This window comes from Cytophagia bacterium CHB2 (genome assembly GCA_030263535.1).
Lineage (GTDB): Bacteria > Zhuqueibacterota > Zhuqueibacteria > Zhuqueibacterales > Zhuqueibacteraceae > Coneutiohabitans.
This window is the reverse complement of record SZPB01000318.1, coordinates 1-7,396: the sequence shown is the minus strand read 5'-3', so window position 1 is coordinate 7,396 and position 7,396 is coordinate 1. Positions and strand designations below refer to the sequence as shown.

At 51.5% G+C, this 7,396-nt stretch carries 4 protein-coding genes; all 4 read left to right on the top strand.

Annotation, left to right across the window (positions count from 1 at the left end; genetic code table 11):
* Positions 1-1,138 precede the first annotated feature (1,138 nt).
* The gene (locus FBQ85_23255) at positions 1,139-3,472 is read left to right on the top strand and encodes a VWA domain-containing protein (GenBank protein ID MDL1878061.1); all 2,334 of its coding nucleotides are present in this window, start codon (positions 1,139-1,141) and stop codon (positions 3,470-3,472) included.
* A 54-nt stretch (positions 3,473-3,526) separates the two neighbouring features.
* On the top strand, positions 3,527-4,864 hold the full coding sequence (locus FBQ85_23250; protein MDL1878060.1) for a T9SS type A sorting domain-containing protein: 1,338 nt from the start codon (positions 3,527-3,529) through the stop codon (positions 4,862-4,864).
* A 14-nt stretch (positions 4,865-4,878) separates the two neighbouring features.
* The gene (locus FBQ85_23245; GenBank protein MDL1878059.1) at positions 4,879-5,883 is read left to right on the top strand and encodes a DNRLRE domain-containing protein; all 1,005 of its coding nucleotides are present in this window, start codon (positions 4,879-4,881) and stop codon (positions 5,881-5,883) included.
* A 35-nt stretch (positions 5,884-5,918) separates the two neighbouring features.
* Positions 5,919-7,396 (top strand): VWA domain-containing protein (locus FBQ85_23240; protein ID MDL1878058.1); only part of this gene is annotated, 1,478 nt, incomplete at its 3' end.

Genomic DNA, 7,396 nt, shown 5'->3' with positions numbered 1-7,396 from the left:
TTTTCATAAAGGCCGGCGGCACTTATTCCTATCTCAAAGAGCCATCATACGGTGACCCTGGGATGAGTTACCTATATGGAATCGGCAAAGATTGGCGTCTTTATCGCTGGATTCAATTGAGAACCGAAGTTCTGATTACAAATTCCGCCACGGCTCTGAGAAACAAATCGGTTCAAAGACGAGAAGATTTGTTTCCTATTTTTCCTTATCTCCCTGCTGAAGAAACGACAATTAGCTATATTGATATCGACATTCAGTTGAGATACCTTGAAATACCGATTTTATTGAAAGTGGAAAAGACGCTGCGAAAAAATCTGAGCATCGGGCTGGAATTAGGCTATTCTTTAAAGTTTCCTCCAAAAGATGCTTCCAGAAGCACTCTTTTGAGAGAAATAAAATCCACAGATTTGACCGAGGAGGAGCGCCAAAGCTTCCGCTTTGATTATCGTGGCACACACTCGATTGGCGAGAACTACTCCTATCATGGAAGGGGACTATGTCCAAATTTCGGAATGTCCGTTCATTATTCAAAGTTCCAAATCGGTCTGCGTTATCAGGTTGATTATGTGGATTGGGTATCAAGCATTGTAATAGGAGAAGACGTTCCCCTTCGTATTTGGAATCTGTCAATGGGGTATCGATTTTGATTTTATTGAAAGAGCGCCAACAGTGAAAAAACTATTTTTTTGCTTGTGCGTGTCAACCCTGCTCACGCTGCTTTTATTCCTTGCGCAGCATTCGAATTACCTGAATTGGCTTGACAAAAAATGAAAGCGCCACCTTTCTTGAAAGCTGGAGAAACAACGCGCTAATGTTCGGCTGTGGAATCATCCTTTGGTAGCGAGAGAGCTTTCAATGCAGCGGCCAAGCCGTTGCAGAAACATTTCAAAAGCTGGCCGTTTTCGAATGGGCACCGATTACGCCTTATGCCCTCCGTGCACATCATGCACCTTTTCCATAAATTTTGTGCAAGACTTGCACAAAAATCCATCTGCCACTGCTTCCCCCTGCCATACAAATCCATAATTTATAGTCGTTTGAGCTGAAGGATAATTTCCGGCACGTTAATTGTCATGCTTTTAAATACCTTCATTGTAACGCTGGCAAGTGCCAGTGCAAAAGCACGGACCGGATCGTGATGCAGCCCTCATTCGCGAAAGGGAGGCTTGCCCGCAAGGGCGCAACTCATCCGGATTGGCGAGAGCAATACCCTGAAAAGGGTGCCATTCCGACCGGCGTGCGTCGATCCTGGATGCGGAGGATTGCCGCGCAACGGTACGACCGGTCCCGCTTTTTTCACCAGAGTACGCATACTCTTCGCGTTTCTCTCTCCATCTCCATTAAAATTTCCCATGTTGATATTCGCTTGAGGAGGTTCATCATGCGACGGCTCATGAGAATCATTCTTGCCGCCATTTTTTGGGCCATGCTCGCGCAGCAATCCGCGTTTGCCACCGGCGCGCTGTTCGTGCGCCCTTTGCGCAGCAATCAAACCTATCAAACCATCTGGATCAAAACCTATGACGCCAGCGTGGCGATCCAGGATCAAATCGCGGTGACCCACGTCGATCAGATTTGCTTCAACGAAACCAATGACATTGTCGAGGCCACCTACATTTTTCCCCTGCCTGAAGGCGCGGTGATCACCGAACTGGTTTACTGGCTCAACGGCGAGCGCTTCGTCGCCTCCGTCCGCGAGCGCCAGGCCGCGCAACAGGCGTATGACGAGCGCATTCGCCAGCTCATCGACCCGGCGTTGTTGCAGTATCTCGGCGACAATTTGTTCAAATTGAATATCGCGCCCATCAATCCGCAAACCGATGTTCGTTTTGAAATCACTTATGCCGAGCTGCTGGCTTATGAATTCGGCAACGTCGATTATCGCTTTCTCCTGCGCACCACCGGGCTTTCGCCGCGGCCGTTGCAGCGCGTTACGCTGAATATTGCCGCGGCCACGGCCAAAGAGTTCAAGTCCTTCACCTCGCCCAGCCACGCCAACTCCACCGGCATGCAGATCACACAAGTTTCGCCGAGCCAGTATGAAGTCATTTTCGGCGATGAGAATTTCACGCCAGACCGCGACTTTCTGCTGCGCTTCGAAACCAAGCGCGAGTCGGTTGACATGAACGTCATCACCTACACGCCTGTGGCCACCGACTCGTTCGGCGTGGATAGTTTTTATGCGTTGTGGATCACGCCGCCGGACACGATTGAGGCCGGGGAAACGCTGGCGCGTGACCTCGTGTTCACGGCAGATGTGTCCTCGAGCATGGAAGGCGAGCGTTTGGTGGAATTGAAGTCCGCGCTCAACAGTTTTTTGGATCATCTCAATCCTGCGGATCGTTTCAATCTTGTCACCTTCGGCACCAATGTCGTGAAGTATCAACCGGATTTGGTGCCGGCCGAGGCCGCTGCGATCGCGGTCGCGCGCGCATTTGTCAACGGCCTGAGCGCGCTGGGTTTGACCAACATCGACGGCGCGCTGCACGCCTCGTTGCAGCAGTCGTTCCGGGAGGCCACTTCCAACAATCTGATCTTCCTCACCGACGGCTATCCCACCTGGGGCGAGCTGAACGTCAACGCCATTGTGGACAGCGCGGCGGCGCGCAACAAGCACAATGTGCGCATCTTTCCCTTCGGCATCGGTGATGACGTGAGCAAGCCTTTGTTGATTGCGCTGGCGCGCGCGAACGGCGGTTATCCCACCTACATCACGGCAACCGACAGCATCGCGCTGGTGGTGGCCAATCATGTCAATCGCATTTCCAAGCCGGTGTTGTCGAATCTTGATCTTGATCTCGGCGGCTTGCAGACTTATGATCGCTATCCGCTGGCGCTTTCGGATTTGTTTTTCGGCAATCAGGTTTTGCAATTCGGGCGCTACACCAACAGCGGTTCGTTTCCCGTGACGCTCAGCGGCACGGCGCAGCAGCAGAATTTCGAGCTGACGAGTTTGGTGACGTTTGGGCAAATCAGCGGCGGCAATCGCGCCGTGGCCCGGTTATGGGCCAGGAGCAAGATCGATTATCTGCTCGAACAAATCGCGATTTACGGCGAGTTGAAGGAGTTGGTCGACGCGGTGATCGATTTGAGCATTCGCTACAGCATTTTAACGAAGTACACGGCGCTGTATGTCGATCCCAACCCGACTTCGGTCGAGAATGGCGAGCCGCAGCTTTTGCCCAAGACGTTTGTGCTGGAACAGAATTATCCCAATCCCTTCAATCCCGAAACCAGGATCGTGTTCTTCGTACCGCCAAGCGCACAGCAACAACGTGTTGTTATCAAGATTTTCGATCTCACCGGCAGGCTAGTGCGGGTTTTGTTTGATCGTGAAGTCGCGCCGGGACGCTATGAAGTGATTTGGGACGGCCGGGATGGGCACAACAACGAATTGGCCAGCGGGACGTATGTTTATCGGTTGGAAACGGGACGTGTAACGATTGTGAAGCGCATGACGTTGTTGCGATAGAATTTAAAATATCAATTTCACCATAGCCATGTCTCGATTTTCCATTGAAAAAGTATGAATTTGGAGAGAAAAATCATGAACCCGATGCAATTACGAACCAACTGTATCGGCAATATCTTTATTAAAGTCATTTTCATTTTGGCTTTGTGGCTGTCAATCCATTTCGAGGTACAGGCGCAAGATTTTTGGCGACGAACTGGCATTCCTGGAACCGGTCATGTTTACGCATTGGCAGCCAACAGTAAAAACGATATTTTTGCGGGGACAATTGGTTCAGGCATTTTCCGCTCAGGAAACGACGGCAGTGACTGGACTGCAATCAATAGTGGTTTAATTTTGAATTTTACGAATGTCCGTGCTATTGCAGTTGGCCAAGGCGACCATATTTTTGCCGGCCTTACAACTGACCTGTGTCAAGGAAGCGGCATTTTCCGATCAAACGACAATGGGGAAAACTGGGCACTACTTACCACAAGTTTACCCGACCTTTGCGTCGTTACACTATTGATTGACTCGCTTGGCTACATCATTGCTGGCACGGAGAGAGGCATCATTCGATCTACTGATGGTGGGGCAAATTGGGCAACCGTTGATACGGATTTCTTTACCGGCGCGATTAAAGCCAATCCTTTTTCGAATGATCTGTTTGCCGGAACCAAATTTTTTGGCCTTCTTCGCTCTACTGACCGTGGGGAGACGTGGGAGAAGATCGGGAATGAATCGTGGCATCGTCAAATCGAGAGCTTTGCGTTTAACACACATGAATATATTTTTGCAGGAACTTTTGGGAGTGGGATTTATCGTTCTAGGAATCATGGAGAAAATTGGAACGCCGTAAATAACGGTTTGCTTGATACCGATGTGGCGGCTCTTGTCGTCGATCGCAGTGGTAGAATTTGGGCTGGAACGTATAATCGAGGAGTATTCTATTCCAGAGATGATGGTGAAAATTGGTTCGGAATCAACAGCGGTCTGGAACATCATCAAGTACGATGCCTCTTAATCGACGTAAACGATCATATTTATGTGGGGACAGAAGGTGGCGGTATCTTTCGCAGCATTGAACCAACGACGAGCGTGCAAGAGACAATAGATAGTTTACATATTTTACACTCACTTCAGCAGAATCATCCCAATCCCTTCAATCCCGAAACCAAGATTGTGTTTTTCGTGCCCCCAAACGCGCAGCAACAACGCGTTGTGATCAAAATCTTCGACCTCACCGGCCGGCTGGTGCGGGTTTTGTTTGATCGTGAAGTTGCGCCGGGACACTATGAAGTGATGTGGGATGGCCGGGATGCGCACAACAACGAGCTGGCCAGCGGGACGTATGTTTATCGGCTGGAATCAGACAAAAACGTTATCACCCAAAAAATGTTACTCATTCACTAACGTCAGGAGTAATCATGCGCAGTCGCAACCGGTTTTTGGCGCTTTTCTTGTCAGCCACGGGTTTCATTTTCATCAGCTCATTGCATGCCCAGATCGAAGTCAAAATCACTGCCAGCAAAGATAACACCCTTTACGAAAACGCTTCCGGTTCATTCAGCAACGGCAGCGGCGCGTACTTCTTTGCCGGGCAAAACAATCACGGTGAAGTGCGGCGCGGCTTGGTAGCGTTCGACGTTGCCGGAAATATTCCTGCGGGTGCTTTGATTCAAAGCGCGACCCTGAGGCTCAACTTGTCACGCGCACTCTCAGGGGTATATTCTGTTGCGCTGCATCGCGTTCTGGCGGATTGGGGCGAGGGCACGTCCGTGGCATTCGGCGAAGAAGGCGGCGGCGGTACTGCGACAACCGGCGATGCGACCTGGATTCACACATTCTTCAACACGCAACTCTGGACCAATGCCGGCGGCGATTTCGCCGCGGCTGCCAGCGCCGCGCAAACCATCGCCGGCGATCTCGGCTTTTACGATTGGGGATCGACGCCGGAGATGGTCGCGGATGTGCAAGCCTGGCTCGACACGCCGGGGGAAAACTTTGGCTGGCTGTTGTTGGGCAATGAAGCAACCAACGCCAGCGCCAAGCGCTTCGATTCGCGGGAACATTCCGTTGTCGAGAATCGCCCGGTGTTGACGATCGTTTACACCACAGCGACAAGTGTTCTGGATCAAACCGATGCCGTTCCCGAAAAATTCGAGCTGGCGCAAAATTTTCCGAACCCGTTCAATCCCAGCACAACGATTCAGTATGCGCTGCCGGAAAATGCGAGCATCGTTTTGCAGATTTACGACTTGCACGGCCGTTTGATGAGAACACTGGTCAACCAAAATCAACGCGCGGGTTTTTACACCGTGGCCTGGGACGGCAAAACCGATGAAGGCCGGGCAGCAGTCAGCGGCATTTATTTTTGCCGGATGGCGGCCGGCGATTTTGTCAAATCCCAAAAAATGGCTTTACTGGAGTGAGTTTGGATTTTTCGAATGGACGAGGAGTTGTCATCATGAAAAAAATATTGCTTACGATTTTGTTGCTCGCCACCCTGCCCGCCTTTGCCGACGGCCTTATGAAAATCAAAGGCCAGGCTTCGAGTTATTTGCAGCCGCAACAGGTGATGGTCACGGCAGACATCAACAACCAAGTCGCCACGACGGTCACGCAACAGACATTCGTGAATCCCTGGCAGCAGCATGTGTGGCTGCAATATGGCTTTCCAACTGACATCAACGCAAGTGTGACGCAGTTTCGCTGGAAAGTTGGGGGCGTGTGGCGCACGGCGCAAATCACCGGCGCGCCGCAAGATTCCAGCGGTATCATCGATCCCGGCGGGGACGTTGATCATTTTTTTCTTGATTATCTCGGTGATGCGCCGTTTTTATTCGCCTTTACAGACTCGCTGCCGGCAGACTCGACTCTTATCGTCGAACTCACCTACATCGAACTGCTGGATTATCGCAATGGGCAAGTGGTTTATGATTACCCGCTCGATTTGAAGGCATTTGCACAACGGCCGCTGGAGAGCTTTGCGCTCGATCTGCATTTGCGCTCGGAGCGCAATCTCGTCGGGTTGTCGAATCCTTCCCACAGCGCCGTGGCGAGCAGCTTCAGCGACAGTGTGGCCACGCTTTTCTTTTCGCAAGAAAATCTGCCGGCGAATCGCAACTTTGTGGTGAATTATCAAGTCAGCCAGACGGATCTTGGCGTGTTTCTGCTCTCTCACAAACCGCAAAATGCAGAGGGCTTTTTCATCATGCTGGCGGAGCCGGATCCGAACACCTCGCAGGAAGAAATCATCGACAAAGTCTTCACATTTATCATTGACGTTTCCGGCAGCATGTCTGGGCAAAAAATCGAACAGGCCAAAGCCGCTGCACTGTTCACCGTCGATCATTTGAACGCCAGCGACCGCTTCAATGTGATCAAATTCAATTCCACGGTCACGAGATTCCGTTCGAATCCTGTGCTTGCAACGGACACGGAGATTACGGCCGCACGCAACTTCATCACTCAAATTCAAGCCACCGGCGGCACGGATTTGCAGGCGGCCTTGCTGTCGGGCTTGGGCCAGGACATGAGCGACACTACGGCCAACATCATCATCTTTATCACTGACGGCATTGCCTCGCTCGATCAACAGGCGGTGATCAACGCCAACACACACAATGTGCGCATTTTCGTGTTCGGTATTGGCAGCGACGTGAATCAAGCGTTACTCACCCAGGTTGCCGCGAATAACAACGGCATCGCCGAGTTTTTGGGCAACGACGAGGTTAATAGCCGCATCAGCGCGTTTTACAGCAAGATTCGCAATCCGTTGTTGCAAAACATTCGCATCGACTTTACACCGGCGGTGACGAGCGAAGTATATCCGTTGCAGTTGCCGGACATTTATGTCGGCGAGCAGCTCGTGGTGTTGGGGCGCTACGCTCAACCCGGGCCGGCGCAGGTGACGTTACTTGGCGCCGGCGCCGGAACGCCGGT

Bases quoted from the DNA above. Each gene is read 5' to 3' on its own strand.
- FBQ85_23255 (MDL1878061.1), top strand. From the start codon at position 1,139: ATGCAGCCCTCATTCGCGAAAGGGAGGCTTGCCCGCAAGGGCGCAACT.
- FBQ85_23250 (MDL1878060.1), top strand. From the start codon at position 3,527: ATGAATTTGGAGAGAAAAATCATGAACCCGATGCAATTACGAACCAAC.
- FBQ85_23245 (MDL1878059.1), top strand. From the start codon at position 4,879: ATGCGCAGTCGCAACCGGTTTTTGGCGCTTTTCTTGTCAGCCACGGGT.